This is a genomic window from Streptomyces sp. NBC_01450, from assembly GCF_036227505.1.
Lineage (GTDB): Bacteria > Actinomycetota > Actinomycetes > Streptomycetales > Streptomycetaceae > Streptomyces.
The window spans coordinates 6,122,391-6,140,740 of record NZ_CP109480.1 but is presented as its reverse complement, the minus strand read 5'-3'; the positions used below and the strand labels follow the sequence as shown (position 1 = coordinate 6,140,740).

At 69.1% G+C, this 18,350-nt stretch carries 15 protein-coding genes and 1 tRNA gene; 6 read left to right on the top strand and 10 right to left on the bottom strand.

What is annotated here, in order from left to right:
• Positions 1–184: 184 nt before the first annotated feature.
• The 3 genes from hrpA to OG568_RS27410 all read left to right on the top strand — a co-directional run bounded on the left by hrpA (position 185) and on the right by OG568_RS27410 (position 4,909).
• Positions 185–4,162 (top strand): ATP-dependent RNA helicase HrpA, encoded by a 3,978-nt coding sequence (gene hrpA, locus OG568_RS27420; RefSeq protein WP_329533471.1) that lies wholly within the window; start codon positions 185–187, stop codon positions 4,160–4,162.
• Positions 4,163–4,255: 93 nt separating this feature from the next.
• Positions 4,256–4,330 (top strand) — tRNA-Asp (locus tag OG568_RS27415).
• A 372-nt stretch (positions 4,331–4,702) separates the two neighbouring features.
• Positions 4,703–4,909, top strand: coding sequence for a DUF6274 family protein (locus OG568_RS27410; RefSeq protein WP_329533470.1), 207 nt, complete (start codon positions 4,703–4,705; stop codon positions 4,907–4,909).
• 412 nt (positions 4,910–5,321) lie between these two features.
• Here OG568_RS27410 and bldC read toward each other — a convergent pair whose 3' ends face one another.
• Together bldC and OG568_RS27400 are read right to left on the bottom strand one after the other, a co-directional pair.
• Positions 5,322–5,528, bottom strand: coding sequence for a developmental transcriptional regulator BldC (bldC, locus tag OG568_RS27405; RefSeq protein WP_003949541.1), 207 nt, complete (start codon positions 5,526–5,528; stop codon positions 5,322–5,324).
• A gap of 596 nt (positions 5,529–6,124) precedes the next feature.
• Positions 6,125–6,973, bottom strand: coding sequence for a hypothetical protein (locus tag OG568_RS27400; RefSeq protein ID WP_266583637.1), 849 nt, complete (start codon positions 6,971–6,973; stop codon positions 6,125–6,127).
• 245 nt (positions 6,974–7,218) lie between these two features.
• On the opposite strand from OG568_RS27400, the gene OG568_RS27395 reads away from it, so the two are divergent.
• Together OG568_RS27395 and OG568_RS27390 are read left to right on the top strand one after the other, a co-directional pair.
• Positions 7,219–8,307: a Leu/Phe/Val dehydrogenase gene (locus OG568_RS27395; protein WP_329533469.1), complete on the top strand. Its 1,089-nt coding sequence runs from the start codon at positions 7,219–7,221 to the stop codon at positions 8,305–8,307.
• Between the two features lie 321 nt (positions 8,308–8,628).
• Positions 8,629–8,883 carry a DUF3073 domain-containing protein gene (locus OG568_RS27390; RefSeq protein WP_037615441.1) on the top strand — a complete coding sequence of 85 codons (255 nt, stop codon included), beginning with the start codon at positions 8,629–8,631 and terminating at the stop codon, positions 8,881–8,883.
• A 144-nt stretch (positions 8,884–9,027) separates the two neighbouring features.
• On the opposite strand, the gene purM is transcribed toward OG568_RS27390, so the two are convergent.
• The 5 genes from purM to OG568_RS27365 form a co-directional block, all read right to left on the bottom strand.
• Positions 9,028–10,125, bottom strand: coding sequence for a phosphoribosylformylglycinamidine cyclo-ligase (gene purM / locus OG568_RS27385; protein ID WP_329533468.1), 1,098 nt, complete (start codon positions 10,123–10,125; stop codon positions 9,028–9,030).
• Between the two features lie 43 nt (positions 10,126–10,168).
• Positions 10,169–11,695, bottom strand: coding sequence for an amidophosphoribosyltransferase (gene purF / locus OG568_RS27380; protein WP_101404199.1), 1,527 nt, complete (start codon positions 11,693–11,695; stop codon positions 10,169–10,171).
• A 61-nt stretch (positions 11,696–11,756) separates the two neighbouring features.
• On the bottom strand, positions 11,757–12,548 hold the full coding sequence (locus tag OG568_RS27375; RefSeq protein ID WP_329533467.1) for an META domain-containing protein: 792 nt from the start codon (positions 12,546–12,548) through the stop codon (positions 11,757–11,759).
• Between the two features lie 82 nt (positions 12,549–12,630).
• Positions 12,631–13,425 (bottom strand): maleylpyruvate isomerase family mycothiol-dependent enzyme, encoded by a 795-nt coding sequence (locus tag OG568_RS27370; protein ID WP_329533466.1) that lies wholly within the window; start codon positions 13,423–13,425, stop codon positions 12,631–12,633.
• Between the two features lie 61 nt (positions 13,426–13,486).
• On the bottom strand, positions 13,487–13,945 hold the full coding sequence (locus tag OG568_RS27365) for a TetR family transcriptional regulator (RefSeq protein ID WP_329533465.1): 459 nt from the start codon (positions 13,943–13,945) through the stop codon (positions 13,487–13,489).
• 44 nt (positions 13,946–13,989) lie between these two features.
• Between OG568_RS27365 and OG568_RS27360 the strand changes: the two genes are divergently transcribed.
• Positions 13,990–15,051 (top strand): MFS transporter, encoded by a 1,062-nt coding sequence (locus tag OG568_RS27360; protein WP_329536472.1) that lies wholly within the window; start codon positions 13,990–13,992, stop codon positions 15,049–15,051.
• A gap of 51 nt (positions 15,052–15,102) precedes the next feature.
• Here OG568_RS27360 and purL read toward each other — a convergent pair whose 3' ends face one another.
• The 3 genes from purL to purS are packed head-to-tail and all read right to left on the bottom strand — an operon-like array spanning position 15,103 to position 18,298.
• Entirely contained in the window at positions 15,103–17,361 is a 2,259-nt protein-coding gene (purL, locus tag OG568_RS27355) for a phosphoribosylformylglycinamidine synthase subunit PurL (RefSeq protein WP_329533464.1), read from the bottom strand.
• On the bottom strand, positions 17,358–18,038 hold the full coding sequence (gene purQ / locus OG568_RS27350) for a phosphoribosylformylglycinamidine synthase subunit PurQ (protein ID WP_329533463.1): 681 nt from the start codon (positions 18,036–18,038) through the stop codon (positions 17,358–17,360). Before purQ ends, purL begins: the two co-directional genes overlap by 4 nt.
• Positions 18,035–18,298: a phosphoribosylformylglycinamidine synthase subunit PurS gene (gene purS / locus OG568_RS27345; RefSeq protein ID WP_005482678.1), complete on the bottom strand. Its 264-nt coding sequence runs from the start codon at positions 18,296–18,298 to the stop codon at positions 18,035–18,037. The genes purQ and purS overlap by 4 nt, the downstream gene beginning before the upstream one ends.
• Positions 18,299–18,350 lie beyond the last annotated feature (52 nt).

The following is an 18,350-nucleotide window of genomic DNA, read 5'->3' as shown; positions in this document are numbered from 1 at the left end:
TTACGTTCGGATCGAGCAGCGGCTCCCTTGCCCAGCGCACGTCTGATCCAGCGGCGACGGGCCCGACGTACCGGCACGGCCCCGCCCCACCACCGGTCCATGGCACTCCCGCCCCCGCTGCCCCACGGACCCCGAGATAAAGCACTCGCCAGTAATTTCGGCGAGGTGAGATCCTGGACGGCGTATGTCTACGCACCCTGCCCCCGCCCTCGGCGATCTCGCCCCCCGCCTGGCCGAGCTGTCCCTGCGCGACGCGCACCGGCTCGGCCGCAGGCTCGAGGGCGCGCGCCGGATCCGCAAGCCCGAGGCCCGGGCCGCCGTACTCGCCGAGATCGAGGCGGAGGTCACCAAGGCCGAGGCCCGCATGGCCGAGCGCCGCGCCCGCGTGCCCGCCGTCACGTATCCCGAGCAGCTGCCCGTCAGCCAGAAGAAGGACGTGATCGCGGAAGCCATCCGTGACCATCAGGTGGTGATCGTCGCCGGTGAGACCGGGTCCGGCAAGACCACCCAGATCCCGAAGATCTGCATGGAGCTGGGCCGTGGCGTCCGCGGCATGATCGGGCACACCCAGCCCCGTCGTATCGCCGCCCGTACGGTCGCGGAGCGGGTCGCGGACGAGCTGGACACACCGCTCGGCGAGGCCGTCGGCTGGAAGGTCCGCTTCACCGACCAGGTCAACCCGGACGCCACCCTCGTCAAGCTCATGACGGACGGCATCCTGCTCGCGGAGATCCAGACGGACCGCGAACTGCGCGCCTACGACACGATCATCATCGACGAGGCCCACGAGCGGTCCCTCAACATCGACTTCCTGCTCGGCTACCTCGCCCAGCTGCTCCCCAAGCGCCCGGACCTGAAGGTCGTCATCACCTCGGCCACGATCGACCCGGAGCGCTTCTCCCGCCACTTCGGCGAGGCCCCGATCGTCGAGGTCAGCGGGCGGACGTATCCAGTGGAGGTCCGCTACCGCCCGCTCCTCGAAGAAGACGGCGACGACGCCGACCGCGACCAGATCACCGCGATCACGGACGCGGTCGAGGAACTGCAGGCCGAGGGCAAGGGCGACATCCTGGTCTTCCTCTCCGGCGAACGCGAGATCCGCGACACGGCGGACGCGCTCACCAAGAAGCAGTACCGCTTCACCGAGGTGCTCCCCCTCTACGCCCGTCTCTCCCACGCGGAGCAGCACCGCGTCTTCCAGCCCCACACCGGCCGCAGGATCGTTCTGGCGACCAACGTCGCCGAGACCTCGCTCACCGTCCCGGGCATCAAGTACGTCATCGACCCGGGCAACGCCCGTATCTCCAGATACAGCCATCGCACAAAGGTCCAGCGCCTCCCGATCGAGCCGGTCTCGCAGGCCAGCGCCAACCAGCGCAAGGGTCGCTGCGGGCGTACGTCGGACGGCATCTGCATCCGCCTGTACTCCGAGGACGACTTCAACACCCGCCCGGAGTTCACGGACGCGGAGATCCTCCGTACGAACCTGGCGAGCGTCATACTCCAGATGACGGCGGCCGGCCTCGGCGACATCGAGAAGTTCCCCTTCATCGACCCACCGGACCACCGCAACATCCGAGACGGCGTCCAGCTCCTCCAGGAACTGAACGCACTCGACCCGTCCGAAAAGGACGTACGCAAGCGCCTCACGGACACCGGCCGCAAGCTCGCCCAGCTCCCCGTCGACCCCCGGCTGGCCCGTATGGTCCTGGAGGCCGACAAGAACGGCTGCGCACGCGAGGTCATGGTGATCGCGGCCGCGCTCTCCATCCAGGACCCGCGCGAGCGCCCCGCCGACAAGCAGACGCAGGCGGACCAGCAGCACGCCCGCTTCAGGGACGAGACGAGCGACTTCCTCGCCTTCCTGAACCTCTGGCGTTACGTCCGCGAACAACAGAAGGAACGGGGCTCGTCGGCCTTCCGCCGCATGTGCAAGCAGGAGTACCTGAACTTCCTGCGCATCCGCGAGTGGCAGGACATCTACACCCAGCTGCGCACGGTCGCCAAGCAGATGGGGATCCACCTCAACGAGGACGACGCGGCGGAGCAGAGCGTCCATGTCTCCCTGCTCGCCGGCCTGCTCTCGCACGTCGGCATGAAGGACGTGAAGGAGACCGGGGGCGAGAGCGGGAGGAGCACGGGCAAGAACGAGTACCTGGGTGCCCGCAACGCCAAGTTCGCGATCTTCCCGGGCTCGGCCCTCTTCAAGAAGCCCCCGCGTTTCGTGATGTCGGCCGAGCTGGTGGAGACCTCCCGGCTCTGGGCCCGGGTGAACGCCAGGATCGAACCCGAGTGGATCGAACCCCTGGCGGAACACCTCCTCAAGCGCACGTACAGCGAACCGCACTGGGAGAAGGACCAGGCGGCCGTGATGGCGTACGAGAAGGTCACTCTCTACGGCGTCCCGATCGTCGCCCAACGCAAGGTCAACTACGGTCGTATCGACCCCGAGACGAGCCGTGACCTCTTCATCCGCAACGCCCTCGTGGAGGGCGACTGGCGCACGCACCACAAGTTCTTCGCCGACAACCGCAAGCTCCTGACCGAGGTCGAGGAGCTGGAGCACCGTGCCCGCCGCCGGGACATCCTGGTCGACGACGAGACGCTGTTCGACTTCTACGACCAGCGGGTGCCGGCCCATGTCGTGTCCGGCGCGCACTTCGACTCGTGGTGGAAGCACAAGCGCCATGACGAGCCGGAGCTCCTCGACTTCGAGCGCTCGATGCTCATCAACGAGCGAGCCGGTGACGTCAGCAAGGACGACTACCCCGACTCATGGCGTCAGGGCCGCCTGAAGTTCCGGGTGACCTACCAGTTCGAGCCGGGCGCGGACGCCGACGGCGTCACGGTCCACATCCCGCTCCAGGTCCTGAACCAGGTGACGGACGAGGGCTTCGACTGGCAGATCCCGGGCCTGCGCGAAGAGGTGGTCACCGAACTCATCCGCTCCCTCCCCAAGCCCATCCGCCGCAACTACGTCCCCGCCCCGAACTTCGCGAAGCGTTTCCTCGACCAGGCCGTGCCCCTTCAGGAGCCGCTGGCGACGACCCTCGCCCGCGAGCTCAAGCGGATGGTCGGCGTGCCGGTCACGGCCGACGACTTCGACTGGTCCCGCGTCCCCGACCACCTGAAGATCACCTTCCGGATCGTCGACGAGCGACGCCGCAAGCTGGCCGAGGACAAGGACCTCTCGACCCTCCAGCTCCAGCTGAAGCCGAAGGCACGCAAGGCGATCTCGCAGGCCGCGGCGGCGACGGCGGAGCGCGAGGGCGGCGAGTCCCTGGAACGCACGGGCCTCACGGACTGGACGATCGGCACCCTGACGCGCGTCTTCGAGACGCGCCGGGCCGGCCAGCCGGTGAAGGCGTACCCGGCCCTGGTCGACGACGGACCGACGGCGAACACCGTCTCCGTACGCCTCTTCGACACGGAGGCCGAGCAGGCGCAGGCGATGTGGAAGGGCACCCGGCGGCTGATCCTGCGCAACATCCCGGTGAACCCCGCGAAGTTCGCCTCGGACAAGCTCACGAACGCCCAGAAGCTCGCCCTCTCCGCCAACCCGCACGGCTCCGTGCAGGCCCTGTTCGACGACTGCGCGATGGCGGCGGCGGACAAGCTGATCGGCGACTTCGGGGGCCCGGCGTGGGACGAGGAGTCGTACCGCAAGCTGTACGACAAGGTGCGCGCCGAGATCGTCGACACGACGGTCCGGACGGTGGGTCAGGTGCAGCAGGTCCTCGCCGCCTGGCAGGCCTGTGAGCGCCGTCTGAAGGCCACCGGCAGCCCCACCCTCCTGGCCAACCTCACGGACGTACGGACGCAGCTGAACGCCCTGGTGAAGCCCGGCTTCGTCACGGCGACCGGGCTGCGCCGGCTCCCGGACCTGATGCGCTATCTGGTCGCCGCCGACCGCCGCCTGCAGCAGATGCCGACCGGCGTCCAGCGGGACACCACCCGCATGGAGAAGGTCCAGGAGATGCAGGACGAGTACGCGTGGCTCCTGGAGCAGATGCCGCAGGGCCGTCCGGTCCCGCGGCAGGTCCTGGACATCCGCTGGATGATCGAGGAGCTCCGGGTCAGCTATTTCGCCCACGCGCTCGGCACGGCGTACCCCGTCTCCGACAAGCGCATCGTGAAGGCGATCGACGCGGCGGTGCCGTAACGAGGCCTGCACGGTGGGTGAGTTCGACCCCGGGCCCACCCTCCTGTACAGTCTCTTCTCGCAGCGCAACGCAAGAAAGTGGCTGCGAAACCTGGTCCTGTGGAGCAGTTTGGAGTGCTCGCCACCCTGTCAAGGTGGAGGCCGCGGGTTCAAATCCCGTCAGGACCGCAATAGATACGAGAGCCCGGGTCTTCGGACCCGGGCTCTCGTGCGTACGCACCTCGGACACCCCGCACACCCGGCCTCCCGGAACCGTCCGCACGCCCGGAATCCCGGCACACGCCCGTCCAGGCCCTCAGCGCGGACACACAGGCCCCGGGGCCTCATGCGCCCCTCAAAGCCTCTTCACGCCCCTCGCGCCACTTCACGCGCCTCACACGCCCCACGCGCCCCCACGCCCGCACGACCGCCTCTCCAAGGCCCTCCCTCGCCCAGGCCGGACGTCGCCCCCGCCCAGCCGACGGAGCCCCCGCATCTTGACGCCGTCACATTCCACGGGTACCCCGGAATCCAGGGCACTCGACCTCCTGGAGGTGGTCCATGGCGGCGTCCGCACGGCACGAGACGCACGCTCTGCTCCGCGCCCATCTGTCGGCCGCCTCCGGGTACCGCCATCTCACGCGGCACTGCCCGATCTGCCACCAGCTCCTGAGACTGGCCATGGAGCCCTCCGCACACGGCGAGGAGGACGAGGCGGCGGCCGAGGGCGAAACCCCCTCCGAGGCGCACCCGCCCCAACTCCTTTAGCGCAGACGCGTCTCAGGCAACAAGGAGTCTGGTGTGTGACGGGTGTCACCGCATAAGTTTTCAGAACCACGGAACTTACACCCCACCTACAACTAGTCAATTTAATATGTGCAATTGCACCAGTCTCCGAGGGCTCCCACAGGAGATCCGACACCCCTCCCCAGACTCCGACAAGGCCGCTCACAGACCCACCGCGCAGCCCGCTCCCGCGACCTCTCGGCATCTGAGCAGGGCATAAAAAAAATCGCGCTGGACCCGGCGGAGTCCAGCGCGATCGACGACGCACCCTTGTCGCATGTGTAACTGGGTCGGGCGTGAGCCCTGTTGGGGCAGGACCCGCGTCGCTTGGAGCTGTGGTTCGGGCGTCTTGACAGGTTGGGGGACCTACCGAATTGCCCGGTTATGCGATTTTTCAGGCCTCGCTGCGCTGCTGTGGGATACCCGCGAGTAGCGCGCGGACCTCAGCCTCGCGGTAGCGGCGGTGCCCGCCGAGCGTGCGGATGGACGTGAGCTTGCCGGCCTTCGCCCACCGCGTGACCGTCTTGGGGTCGACGCGGAACATCGTGGCGACCTCAGCCGGGGTCAGCAGCGGCTCGGCATCAGGGGTGCGAGCGGTCATGAGCGGCCTCCTCGGGAGAACCGAACCTTCTCGGTTCTTTCCTCTAAATTCTGCACCTTGACCCGCGTTGCCCGAAATGGCGGACGCGAGTCGAGTCGGTTATAGGACGAACGGCTTGTCCTCGGCACTACAACTACACCATCCGTCCAGCCGCGTCGGCCAAACCGATGGAATTGCCCTCCCAGGTGTTCATCAGCGACGGAAGCCGATGGACCATGCCATAGCGGACAGTCACGCCGCTGTGACGATCAGTCACAGGGCGATCAGGAGTCATCAGACCCCCCATAGCGTGCAATGCTGAGATTCCGCCCAAACATGGACGGATAGAGCCCTCCCCCGGGCTCCTTGTCCTATTTTGGCACGAGGAGGGGCAAGCGATGCAAGAGCCAGGTAAGTGCCATCCGTCACGCTTGGCACGCCGTCGCCACAAAAGACCGGATCGGGACCAACGTCCCGCCCTACGGGTTCTTCACCCGCGGTGAGGGTTCTTCAGCGTGCGAGGACCATACGTCAGTTCGTCGAACACCAGTGAGAAGCACATCACACTTCTCGTGCGGCAAGCCCACCCCGGCCGTCCCGAGGCACTCGGACGCCCCTCAGTTCGCCGAGCGCCGGTCCCGGACCGAGCGCCAGCGCTCCACGAGCCGCCCGTACGCCTCGCCCGCCGCCGCCCCGTCCCCCTGACGCAGCGCTTCGATGCCCTCGGCGACATCGGCCGCCGAGTGGTCGTCCTCGAGGTGCCCGGTCGGCAGGGCGTGCACGAGCCCGCCGTAGTCCAGCTCGACCAGCGAGCGCGGATGGAACTCCTCCAGCCAGCGCCCCACGTCCACCAGGCCGTCGATGAGGGGACCCTCGTCCAGGGTGTCCCGCAGGGTCTTCAGCGCGCGTGCCGTCCGCCGTCGCGCCTGCACCATCGGCGTCCGGTAACGGAGCACCGGCGCGGCCACGTCGCCGCCCGCCCCCTTCTCGTACCGGCGCTCCTCGTCGGTGACGAGTACGAACCAGTTCAGCGGCACCTGCCAGGTCGAGGTGCGGATCCATGGGCGGGCGTCGGGGTTGCGGGCGAGCCAGCGCTCGTAGTCCAGGGCCGCCTGGCGGCGTACGAGCGGCGGCAGGACCGCGTCCAGGACGGACGCGGGCAGTTCGTCGGCCAGCTCCTCCAGCGCCTGCCAGCCGCGCAGCCGGGTGCGCCAGGGACAGACACAGAGCACCCCGTCGACACTCAGGACGAACGCGTCCCCGCTCTCGTGCACCGGCACGGGGATCGGCGGGGTGGGCAGCAGATCGGCCAGGGAGCGGCGCAGCTCGTCCTGGTAGGACGGGCGCTCGGCGCGCCGTGCGTAGCGCGCCCAGTGGCCGCGCTCCGGCTCCGGAAAGGCGGCCAGCGGTTCGTACACGCGCAGATAGCACGCGTACGGGACGATCACCGAGGACACCTTGGGCACCCCTGCTCCCTCCCCAACGGACCGGACCCGAAACCCGGGCGGGATCCCGGGCGGGCGGCACGCGGGCGACCGGGAAATCACTGCAAATCGTCCCACGACCGTGCGGAAACGTACTCCGGGCGGAGGTGATCCTGAACACTGCGCGGATGGCCACCGGGCACAGGCTCTAATCTCATGCCCACGGAAGCCCGCCATCCGCACGGGCACCGTCCACAACCGCCGCAACTTACCTGGGAGTCACCACCGTGACCGACGTAACCGACGGCGTCCTGCACACCCTGTTCCATTCGGACCAGGGGGGTCATGAGCAAGTCGTGCTCTGCCAGGACCGGGCCAGCGGCCTGAAAGCCGTCATCGCCATCCACTCCACCGCTCTGGGCCCCGCCCTGGGTGGGACGCGTTTCTACCCGTACGCGAGCGAGGAGGAGGCCGTCGCCGACGCGCTGAACCTCTCGCGCGGGATGTCGTACAAGAACGCCATGGCCGGTCTCGACCACGGCGGCGGCAAGGCCGTGATCATCGGCGACCCCGAGCAGATCAAGAGCGAGGCCCTGCTCCTCGCCTACGGCCGGTTCGTGGCCTCGCTCGGCGGGCGCTACGTCACCGCGTGCGACGTCGGCACGTATGTCGCCGACATGGACGTCGTGGCGCGGGAGTGCCGCTGGACGACGGGCCGCTCGCCCGAGAACGGCGGCGCCGGCGACTCCTCGGTCCTGACCGCCTACGGCGTCTTCCAGGGCATGCGGGCCAGCGCCCAGCACCTGTGGGGCGACCCGACGCTGCGCGGCCGCAAGGTCGGCATCGCGGGCGTCGGCAAGGTGGGCCACCACCTCGTGGACCATCTGCGCGAGGACGGCGCCGAGGTCGTGATCACGGACGTGCGCGACGAGTCCGTACAGCGGATTCTGGACAAGCACCCGACGGCCGTCACGGCGGTCGCGGACACCGAGGCGCTGATCCGCACCGAAGGTCTGGACATCTACGCCCCCTGCGCGCTCGGCGGGGCGCTGAACGACACGTCCGTGCCGGTGCTCACCGCGAGGATCGTGTGCGGCGCCGCCAACAACCAGCTGGCGCACCCGGGCGTCGAGAAGGACCTCGCGGACCGCGGGATCCTCTACGCGCCCGACTACGTGGTGAACGCGGGCGGTGTCATCCAGGTCGCCGACGAGCTGCATGGCTTCGACTTCGACCGGTGCAAGGCGAAGGCCACGAAGATCTTCGACACCACGCTGGCCATATTCGCACGTGCGAAGGAGGACGGGATTCCGCCGGCTGCCGCGGCCGACCGGATCGCCGAGCAGCGGATGGCGGAGGCGCGCCGCCGCGGATAGCGGAGCCCTCCGTTCCGGCGCATTCCGCGCGTGTCTCGACGCTTGTCAGGGACCCGCCGAGGGGACACTTGGAGAGAACTCTCACTCCCGTCGGCGGGTCGTCCGCCAAGAAGAGGTTAAAATCGCGGTTGACCAGCGGGGACAGGGCACCTCGCAGGTTCTGGGCCAAGGCGCGTCCTGCGGGCGACGTACCGTATGGGCGCGGGCTCAGGTACCGTGGAAGCCCTACGGACCGGTCTCTCCACGGAGAGTCCGTTCCAGATCATGAACGCGTGTCAAGACTCTGGGGCCATCGAGCCCCGTATCCGAGGGGGTCGAGCCATGGGGCGCGGCCGGGCAAAGGCCAAGCAGACGAAGGTCGCCCGCCAGCTGAAGTACAGCAGCGGCGGGACTGACCTCTCGCGTCTGGCCAATGAGCTGGGCGCTTCGACTTCGAGCCAGCCGCCGAATGGCGAGCCGTTCGAGGACGACGACGAGGAAGACGACCCGTACGCCCAGTACGCGGATCTCTACAACGACGACGATGAGGACGAGGACGACCAGTCCGGTCCGCAGTCTCAACGTCGCGGCGCTTGACGCACCAGCGTCCCTCGCACTTTCCGCGATCTCTCGTGGTAGTAGCGGTGAGCAGATCTCTGTTGGCGGATTTCTCGTAGCAACCGCACTTCACCCGGTCCGGGGCCTCAGCGCCGGACCGGGTTTCGTGCTGCTCCGAGGGCCTCAGCTCGCGTAGTCGCCGATGAGGGCCGCGCCCGTCGCGTGCTCGCCGCGCTCGGTGATCTCACCGGCCATCCAGGCGTCCACACCGCGGTCCGCGAGAGTGGCCAGCGCCACGTCCGCCGATTCCTCGGGGACGATCGCGATCATGCCCACGCCCATGTTCAGCGTCTTCTCCAGCTCCAGACGCTCGACGTCGCCGGCCTTGCCGACGAGGCCGAAGACCGGGGCCGGGGTCCAGGTCTCACGGTCGACGATCGCGTGCAGCCCGTCCGGGATCACCCGGGCCAGGTTGGCCGCGAGGCCGCCGCCGGTGATGTGGCTGAAGGCGTGCACCTCGGTGATCTTCGTCAGCGCCAGGCAGTCCAGCGAGTAGATCTTGGTGGGCTCCAGGAGCTCCTCGCCGAGGGTGCGGCCGAACTCCTCGACGTGCTGGTCCAGGCTCAGGTTCGCCCGGTCGAAGAGGACATGCCGGACGAGCGAGTACCCGTTCGAGTGAAGACCGGAGGCCGCCATGGCGATCACCGCGTCACCCGTACGGATACGATCCGGGCCGAGCAGCTGGTCGGCCTCGACCACGCCCGTACCGGCGCCCGCGACGTCGAAGTCGTCCGGACCGAGCAGGCCCGGGTGCTCGGCCGTCTCACCGCCCACCAGGGCGCAGCCCGCGAGCACACAGCCCTCGGCGATGCCCTTCACGATGGCCGCCACGCGCTCCGGGTGGACCTTGCCGACGCAGATGTAGTCGGTCATGAAGAGCGGCTCGGCGCCGCACACCACGATGTCGTCCATGACCATCGCGACCAGGTCGTGGCCGATGGTGTCGTACACGCCGAGCTGCCGGGCGAGGTCGACCTTGGTTCCCACCCCGTCCGTGGCGGAGGCGAGCAGCGGACGCTGGTAGCGCTTGAGGGCGGAGGCGTCGAAGAGGCCGGCGAAGCCGCCGAGGCCGCCGAGGACCTCGGGGCGCTGCGTCTTCTTCACCCACTCCTTCATCAGCTCTACGGCGCGGTCGCCCGCTTCGATGTCGACGCCGGCAGCCGCGTAGGAAGCACCGGTAGTGCCCGTCGACGCAGTCGACTGATCAGATACAGCAGACATTGCCTGGGATCTTTCGGGTTGGTGATACGGGGCTCTGCGGCGCTTACGGGCGACGGATGGCGTCAGCCGCGGCCGTGGCTGCGGGACCCGCGGCCAGCTCGGTCTCCAGGAGCTGCTTGCCGAGCAGCTCGGGGTCCGGAAGCTCCATCGGGTACTCGCCGTCGAAGCAGGCGCGGCACAGGTTCGGCTTGGCGATGGTGGTCGCCTCGATCATGCCGTCGATGGAGATGTACGAGAGGGAGTCGGCGCCCAGCGAGGTGCCGATCTCCTCGATGCTCATGCCGTTGGCGATCAGCTCGGCGCGGGTCGCGAAGTCGATGCCGAAGAAGCAGGGCCACTTCACGGGGGGAGAGGAGATCCGGATGTGGACCTCCGCCGCACCCGCCTCGCGGAGCATGCGCACCAGGGCCCGCTGGGTGTTGCCGCGCACGATCGAGTCGTCGACGACGACCAGGCGCTTGCCCTTGATGACTTCCTTCAAGGGGTTGAGCTTCAGACGGATGCCCAGCTGGCGGATGGTCTGCGAGGGCTGGATGAAGGTCCGGCCGACGTACGCGTTCTTGACCAGGCCGGCGCCGAACGGGATGCCGCTGGCCTCCGCGTAACCGATCGCGGCGGGCGTCCCGGACTCCGGGGTCGCTATCACCAGATCGGCCTCGACAGGGGCTTCCTTGGCGAGCTTGCGGCCCATCTCGACACGCGAGAGGTACACGTTCCGGCCGGCGATGTCCGTGTCCGGACGGGCCAGGTACACGTACTCGAAGACACAGCCCTTGGGCTTCGCTTCCGCGAATCGGGACGTGCGCAGACCGTTCTCGTCGATGGCGACGAACTCGCCCGGCTCGATCTCACGGACGTAGGCCGCGCCGCAGATGTCGAGAGCGGCGGACTCGGAGGCGACGACCCAGCCGCGCTCCAGGCGGCCGAGGACCAGCGGGCGGATGCCCTGCGGGTCGCGGGCCGCGTACAGGGTGTGCTCGTTCATGAAGACGAGGCTGAAGGCGCCCTTGACCTGCGGGAGGACCTTCGCGGAGGCCTCCTCGACGGTCAGCGGCTTGCCGTCGTCGTCGACCTGGGCCGCGAGGAGCGCGGTGAGCAGGTCGGTGTCGTTGGTGGCGGCCACCCGGGTGGTGCGGCCGTCCTGCTTGGGGAGGTCGGCGACCATCTCGGCGAGCTGCGCCGTGTTGACGAGGTTGCCGTTGTGGCCGAGCGCGATGGAGCCGTGCGCGGTGGCACGGAACGTCGGCTGGGCGTTCTCCCACACGGAGGCGCCGGTGGTCGAGTAGCGGGCGTGACCGACCGCGATATGACCCTGGAGCGAACCGAGCGAGGTCTCGTCGAAGACCTGGGACACGAGGCCCATGTCCTTGAAGACGAGGATCTGGGAGCCGTTGCTTACCGCGATTCCCGCGGATTCCTGGCCCCGATGCTGGAGGGCGTAGAGCCCGAAGTAAGTGAGCTTGGCGACCTCTTCACCCGGGGCCCAGACTCCGAAGACGCCGCAAGCGTCCTGGGGGCCTTTCTCGCCGGGGAGCAGATCATGATTGAGTCGACCGTCACCACGTGGCACGCCACCGAGTGTAGGCGAGATCGACCACTGGTCCGAATTGGGGATACGGACCTTTGATGGATCACTCGTCGGCGACGGCTTGTACGGTATTTCCGTTTGTGCTGGTCAGCGCGATGGCTCGATGGTTCAGCTCGTATACGACCGTGCTGCCGAAGAGGCCCAGCAGGGTCCTCTCCGTGTCCATGAGTGAGCCGTCGCACATCATCCGGGTGGTCTTGGCGGTGCCGAGGGTGATATGTCCGTCGCGGACGGTGGCCTCGGCGGAGACCTGGTTGCAGCCGAGGCGCCCGGAAAGCGTGCCTTTCGCCTTGTCGAGGGTGAAGTGGGCGTCGGCTCCCTCGGGAAGCGACTGGGCCACGCCACCTTCGCCGAGGGAGGTGACCGTCCACTTCGTGCCGTACAGGGGCGCGTCCGGCTCCTTGGTGAGGTTGACGCGGTCGCCGTCGTCGGTGGTGAGCGTCAGCTTGTCGCCCTTGACCTCGCTGGTGAACGTGTCGTCGGCGTAGGCGCGGCTCAGGCTCTCCTCGAAGGTCATGGGGTCCTTCTGGCAGCCCATGTCGGTCGCCTCGATGGTCCCGAAGTCGACGCGGTCACCCTTGAGAGTGACCGTCGAGCCGAAAGTGTTGCAGCCGAGGTTGCCGCTGACGCGACCGTCTTCGCCGATCCGCAGATACGCGCCGTCCGGCGCCTGCCGGGTCCGGCCCTGCGTGGTGAGGGTGTCGACACTCCAGTGGACGCCGGTGACCGGCGACGATCCCGTTCCCACGGAACCGCCGCCCGCCGTCTCGGTGCCGCAGGCCACGGCGAGCGGAAGCAGGGTCAGGACGCTGAGGGTCAGTCGCTGCTTGTCCATGACGGTGTGACGGGAGGGGTGGGGTGGCCGGTTCCCCTCCGATTCGCCTCCGAGACGGTGGGGGTGGGTTCAGCGGGTGGGTTCAGCCCATCAGGGGCAGCAGTCCGCCGAGGTCGGCCCGCTCCCCGCTCGCGCTGACCTTGGCCTCGTCCAGCGCGGTCTTCCACTCCGTGCGTCCCGTCGCCAGCCGGATCCAGGTCAGCGGGTCGGTCTCCACGACGTTCGGCGGTGTGCCCCGGGTGTGCCGGGGGCCCTCCACGCACTGCACGACGGCGTACGGCGGGATCCGTACCTCTGTCGACGCGCCGGGTGCCTTCACCGCGAGCGCGTCGGCGAGCAGCCGGGTGCAGGCGGCGAGGGCCTGGCGGTCGAGAGGGATGTCGGTCCCGGCGGCACGGTTCAGGTCGTCGGTGTGCACGACGAGTTCGACCGTGCGGGTGACGAGGTAGTCGGCGAGGGTCATCGCGCCGGTGCGCGCCGCGAGCAGCCGGTCGTCGGGGGCCGTGGCCAGACGCTCGGTGATCCGCTGTTCGACGCGCGTGTAGAGCGCGTCGAGGTCGGGGTTGTCGTGGGCGAGTTCGCGGGTGCCGTCGGCGATGTCCCCGGCGCGGTCCGCCGTCGCGAACGGCCACTCCAGCAGCGCGAGTTCCTTCGCGGCGGGCTCGGGCCGGTCGAGGTTCCGACTGACGGTCTCGACGGCCATCGTGAGGTGCGCGGCCAGCTCCCGCACACTCCAGTCCCCGAGCCGCGCGGGCCGCGCCAACTGCTCCTCGGTCAGGGTGTGGACGCCCTGCCGCACGTTCCCGAACTGCGCGAGCACGGCCGCGCGGATCTTGGCGGGGTCATAGGTACGGGTGCGTTTCCTGGCCGGGGGCATGGGGCGAGCCTAGGGCCTGTCCGGCGGAGGGTGTGGAGGGCTGGACGTCCGTAGCGGAACGTCACGCTTTGCGCGCGTAGTCCCCGAGTCCGTGTTCCACCAGTGCGAAGGCCCGCTCGGCGCGCTCGGGGGCGTCGGCGGCGACCGTGTCGACGTCCTCGCCCGCGTCGATGCGGCGGTGGTGCTCCTCGATCACGGCGTTGCGGGCGGCGCTGAGCATGGCGGCGGCGACCGTGGCGGCCATGATGTCGCCGGTCTCCTCGGCGAGGAGGGCGGCCAGGTCGCGCGTGCCCTTCTGGGCGGCGAGGAAGGCGCGCTCCATCAGGACCGGGGTCCGCATGACGAGTTCGCGCACCTGCCGGGCGATCGGATCGCCGTTCAGACCGACCGCGGGGTCGCGCGCCTCGACCATCTCGATGAACTGCCGGCGCACGGCGTCCAAGGGAGACTCCTCGGGCCGCCGCTCGCGCACCGCGCGGGCCGTGTCGCCGAAGTGGTCCTCGAGCGGCCGGAAGACCACGTCCCCGAGGCGGCTCCGACCGGGGCACCAACACCGGCGGACTCATCGCCGGCTGCGCCATGGCGATCGGACCATGGATCGGCGGCCTGCTGGCCGACCACGCGAACTGGCGCTGGATCTTCTACGTCAACCTGCCGATCGGTCTCGCGGTCCTCGTCACCGCCGCCTTCGCTTTGCACCTCCCCGAGCACCACGTTCGCCGCCCGCTGGACTACCTGGGCGCCGGACTCGCCGCCGCGTTCTCCAGCGCGCTGCTCCTCATGACCGACTGGGGCGGCAAGAAGTACGCGTGGACGTCCCCGGAGATCCTCGCCCTGGCCCTCACCACCGCAGCGACGCTCGCCTTCTTCCTGTGGCGGCAGGTCCGGGCACCCGAACCGGTGCTCCCGCTCTCCCTGTTCAGGGTCCGCGAACTGCGCCTGGGCTTCGCCGTCCAGGCCATCCTGGGCGGCGCGATGATGTGCGCCATCTACTACGTACTGGTCTACCTGCAGGTCGCGCGCGGCATCGCCAGCTCCTCCGCGGGCCTCTACCTGGTCCCGCTAGCGGTCGGCCTGGGCGCGGCCGGTCTGATCACCGGCCCGCTCACCGCACGCGGCTGGTCGGCACGGACGTTCACCCTCAGCGGCACGGCCACCGCCGCCCTCGCCTTCGCCCTCCTCGCCACGACGATCGGCCCGCACACCTCGCTGTGGCTGATCCGCGGCGAGCTACTGCTGGCCGGTGCCGGGTTCGGCCAGCTCGTCGGCCAGCTGATCCTGCTCGTCCAGGACTCCGCCCCACGCCACCAGCTCGGCGTGGCCACCACGGCCATCCGCTTCTTCCAGACCCTGGGCAACGCGCTGGGCACCGCCGTCTTCGGCAGCGCCCTGGCCCGCCTGTACGCCGCCCACGGCCCCGGCGGCGACATCACCGCTCTCGCCCGGCTGACCGGAGCGGCCCGGACGGACGGCATCCACGCCTTCGTCGACGCGACCCAGGTCGTGTTCTGGGGAGGGGCCGGACTGATGGCCCTCGCCGCACTCCTCGCGCTGAGGCTGCCCAAGGCCGGTGACACCAAGGGCACCGCGACCCCGCCCCGGGAGACCGAACCCGTCCCGGCATGACGATGGCCCCGCCCGTCGAAACGGGCGAGGCCATCGGCGTCGTACGAACTCTTACGCGAGCAGCGCCGGGATCGTGCCCTCGTGAGCCGTGCGGAGCTCGTCCAGCGGGAGCGCGAACTCGCCCTGGACCTCGACCGCGTCCCCGTCCACGACACCGATACGGGTGACGGGCAGACCGCGCGCACCGCACATGTCGTTGAAGCGGAGCTCCTCCGAGCGCGGGACGGCGACGACCGCGCGGCCCGCCGACTCCGAGAAGAGGAACGTGAACGCGTCGAGACCGTCGGGGACGACCAGCCGCGCGCCCTTGCCGCCGAGCAGCGCGGACTCGACCACGGCCTGGATCAGACCGCCGTCGGACAGGTCGTGCGCGGAGTCGATCATGCCGTCGCGGGAGGCGGAGATGAGGATCTCGCCGAGGAGGCGTTCGCGCTCCAGGTCGACCTTCGGGGGCAGCCCGCCGAGGTGGTCGTGGACGACCTGCGACCAGGCCGAACCGCCGAACTCCTCGTGGGTGTCACCGAGCAGGTAGAGGAGCTGGCCCTCTTCCTGGAAGGCGACCGGCGTGCGGCGGGCGACGTCGTCGATGACGCCCAGCACGGCCACGACCGGGGTCGGGTGGATGGCGACCTCGCCCGTCTGGTTGTAGAGCGAGACGTTGCCGCCGGTCACCGGGGTGCCCAGCTGCTGGCAGGCGTCGGCGAGGCCGCGGATGGCCTCGGCGAACTGCCACATGACGGCCGGGTCCTCGGGCGAGCCGAAGTTCAGGCAGTCGGAGACGGCGAGCGGCTTGGCGCCGGTCGTCGCGACATTGCGATAGGCCTCGGCGAGCGCGAGCTGCGCACCCGTGTACGGGTCGAGCTTGGCGTAGCGGCCGTTGCCGTCCGTGGCGATGGCGACGCCGAGCCCGGACTCCTCGTCGATGCGGATCATGCCCGAGTCCTCGGGCTGCGCCAGCACCGTGTTGCCCTGCACGAAGTGGTCGTACTGGGAGGTGATCCAGGACTTGGAGGCCTGGTTCGGGGAGGACACCAGCTTGAGGACCTGGTCCTTGAGCTCCTCGCTCGTCGCCGGGCGCGGCAGCTTGTTCGCGTCGTCGGCCTGGAGGGCGTCCTGCCACTCGGGGCGGGCGTAGGGGCGCTCGTAGACCGGGCCGTCGTGCGCGACCGTGCGCGGGTCGACGTCGACGATCTTGCCGCCGTGCCAGTAGATCTCCAGCCGGTCGCCGTCGGTGACCTCACCGATGACGGTGGCGATGACGTCCCACTTGTCGCAGATCTCCAGGAAGCGGTCGACCTTCTCCGGCTCGACGACCGCGCACATGCGTTCCTGCGACTCGCTCATGAGGATCTCCTCGGGCGAGAGCGTGGAGTCGCGCAGCGGTACGTCGTCCAGGGTGACCCGCATACCGCCGGAGCCGTTGGACGCGAGCTCGCTGGTGGCGCAGGACAGACCGGCCGCGCCGAGGTCCTGGATGCCGACGACCAGTTTCTCGGCGAAGGCCTCGAGCGTGCACTCGATGAGCAGCTTCTCCTGGAAGGGGTCACCGACCTGGACGGCCGGACGCTTCGACGGCTTGGCGTCGTCGAAGGTCTCGGAGGCGAGGATCGACGCGCCGCCGATACCGTCGCCGCCCGTGCGGGCCCCGTACAGGATGACCTTGTTGCCCGTGCCGGACGCCTTCGCGAGGTGGATGTCCTCGTGCCGCATGACGCCGATGGCACCGGCGTTGACCAGCGGGTTGCCCTGGTAGCAGGCGTCGAAGACGACCTCGCCGCCGATGTTGGGCAGGCCCAGGCAGTTGCCGTAGCCGCCGATGCCCGCGACGACGCCCGGCAGGACGCGCTTGGTGTCGGGGTGGTCGGCCGCGCCGAAGCGCAGCGGGTCGACGACCGCGACCGGGCGGGCACCCATGGCGATGATGTCGCGGACGATGCCGCCGACGCCGGTGGCCGCGCCCTGATAGGGCTCGACGTACGACGGGTGGTTGTGCGACTCGACCTTGAAGGTGACCGCGTAGCCCTGGCCGACGTCGACGACACCGGCGTTCTCGCCGATGCCGACGAGCAGCGCGTCGGACTGCGGGGCCTTCTCGCCGAACTGGCGGAGGTGGACCTTCGAGGACTTGTAGGAGCAGTGCTCGGACCACATGACGGAGTACATGGCGAGCTCGGCGCCGGTGGGCCGGCGGCCGAGGATCTCGACGACCCGCTCGTACTCGTCCTTCTTCAGGCCCAGTTCGGCCCAGGGCAGCTCGACGTCGGGGGTCGCGGCCGCGTTCTCGACGGTGTCCAGAGGCGTGCGGCTCATACGTTGACCAGCTTCTTGAGGATCGAGGTGAAGAAGGGGAGGCCGTCGGTGCGGCCGGTGCCGACCAGGGGCTCCACGGCGTGCTCGGGGTGCGGCATGAGGCCGACCACGTTCCCGGCCTCGTTCGTGATGCCGGCGATGTCCCGCAGCGAACCGTTCGGATTGAAGTCCACGTAACGGAACGCGACCCGGCCCTCCGCCTCCAGCATGTCCAGGGTGCGCTCGTCGGCGACGTACCGCCCGTCCATGTTCTTCAGCGGGATGTGGATCTCCTGGCCGGACTCGTAGTCGGCCGTCCAGGACGTCTCCGCGTTCTCCACCCGCAGCTTCTGGTCGCGGCAGATGAAGTGGAGGTGGTTGTTGCCGAGCATCGCACCGGGGAGGAGGTGCGCCTCGGTGAGGACCTGGAAGCCGTTGCAGATGCCGAGGACGGGCATTCCGGACTTCGCCTGCTCGATCACGGTCTCCATCACGGGCGAGAAGCGCGAGATGGCACCGGCCCGGAGATAGTCGCCGTACGAGAAACCGCCGGGCAGCACCACGGCGTCGACCTGCTTGAGGTCCTTGTCCTTGTGCCAGAGGGCGACGGGTTCGGCACCGGCGAGCTTGATCGCACGCTGCGTGTCCCGGTCGTCGAGGCTGCCCGGAAAGGTGACGACTCCAATACGAGCGGTCACTTTCCTGCCTCCGCGACTTCCTCGACCTTGACGGTGAAGTCCTCGATCACGGTGTTGGCGAGGAAGGATTCCGCCAGTTCATGGATGCGGGCGAGCGCGGCGTCGTCCACCGGTCCGTCCACTTCCAGTTCGAATCGCTTTCCCTGACGTACGTCGGAGACGCCTTCGAAACCGAGACGCGGCAGTGCACGCTGCACCGCCTGGCCCTGGGGGTCGAGGATCTCCGGCTTGAGCATGACGTCGACTACGACGCGTGCCACTGGCACTCCCGGTGTGTGGTGCTGAGCAGGTCGCTTCAGACTACCCGCACAA